The following is a 1,458-nucleotide window of genomic DNA, read 5'->3' on the forward strand; positions in this document are numbered from 1 at the left end:
CGGACGAGAACAACATGCGCGTCGATCGTTTCCTCGAAGCGCGCTTTCCCGGCCTGTCGTTCTCCCACATCCAGCGCGTCGTGCGCAAAGGCGAGCTGCGCGTCGACGGCAAGCGCGTCGACAGCAAGGATCGGCTGGAAGAGGGCCAGAGCGTTCGTATCCCGCCGCTCAAGCTCGACACGCCGAAGGCCGTCGGCGAGCTCTCGGAGGCCGCGCAGAAGACGCTCAAGGCGCTGAAGGAGATGACGATCTACGAGGACGACGACGTCCTCGTCCTGAACAAGCCCGCCGGTCTTGCCGTGCAGGGCGGTTCGGGCATGACGCGACACATCGACCAGATGCTGGAGGTGATGCGCGATGCCAAGGGCCAGAAGCCACGCCTGGTGCACCGCATCGACCGCGAGACGTCGGGCTGCCTGCTGATCGCCAAGACGCGCTTTGCCGCCTCGCACCTCACCGGCGCATTCCGCTCGCGCTCGGCGCGAAAGGTGTATTGGGCATTGGTGCCCGGTCTGCCGAAGCCGAAGCAGGGCCGCATCTCGACCTTCCTCGCCAAAGAGGAAAGCGAGGACGACACCATCATGCGGATCGCCCAGCATGGCGACGAGGGCGCCAGCCACGCGGTGACGTATTATGCGGTGGTCGAGACCGCCGGCAACAAGCTGACCTGGGTGTCGCTGAAGCCGGTGACGGGCCGCACCCACCAGCTGCGCGCCCACATGGCCCATATCGGCCATCCCATCGTCGGCGATCCCAAATATTTCAACATCGAGAACTGGCAGCTGCCGGGCGGACTGCAGAACCGGCTGCATCTCTTGGCACGCCGCATCGTCATCCCGCATCCGCGCGGCGGCGTGATCGACGCCACGGCGCCGTTGCCGCCGCATATGCAGCAGTCGTGGAACCTGCTCGGGCTCGATGCATCGAGATTCGATCCTATCGAGAACGCGCCGGAGGAATAGCAGGGTTGAACAGGGGCAGCGGACGCACGACATCTCCGCCATGAGACGGCTCGCGATCTGCGTTGTGCTGATGGCCACTCTGGAGCATGCCGCCCAGGCGCAATATGTGCTGCCCGGTGCCTCGCAGCTCGCTCCCCCGCTGCCTCGGCCGCCACCGCCGCCGAAGATCGAGGTGCCGAAGGTTCCGCAATTCGATGCGCCGCCGCGCTACAACTACCAGCCGCTCCCGCGCAATTCATTCGGCGATCGCGTCTCCAGGTGCCTCGACGATGCTGCAGCCGCGGGACTTGGCCCGGCCGATCGCGGCACATTTGCGCGAAGTTGCGCCAACTGACCGAACGCATGCAATCTGACTGACGACAGGGACCTGATACGGCCATGCGCGAATTGTTCGAAGAAGCTGCGGGGCAACCTGCGCCGGATCCCCGGGAATCGGTGCGCGCGGCCGCGCGCCCGCCGCTGCGCAAGCGCTTCTACAAGGAAGCCGGCGTCGCCG

Annotated in this window: 2 protein-coding genes and 1 pseudogene; all 3 read left to right on the top strand. The window is 66.0% G+C overall.

The window, feature by feature from the left end; all coding sequences use genetic code 11:
* A partial coding sequence (locus JHD07_RS36115; protein WP_291630871.1) for an RluA family pseudouridine synthase occupies nucleotides 1–962 on the top strand: 962 nt, incomplete at its 5' end.
* 40 nt (nucleotides 963–1,002) lie between these two features.
* Nucleotides 1,003–1,296, top strand: a complete 294-nt coding sequence (locus JHD07_RS36120) for a hypothetical protein (protein WP_291630873.1) — start codon at nucleotides 1,003–1,005, stop codon at nucleotides 1,294–1,296.
* A gap of 44 nt (nucleotides 1,297–1,340) precedes the next feature.
* Nucleotides 1,341–1,458: pseudogene (locus JHD07_RS36125) on the top strand (ATPase); the annotation flags it as partial.

This window comes from Bradyrhizobium sp. (assembly GCF_016462955.1).
In the GTDB taxonomy this organism is placed as follows: domain Bacteria; phylum Pseudomonadota; class Alphaproteobacteria; order Rhizobiales; family Xanthobacteraceae; genus Bradyrhizobium.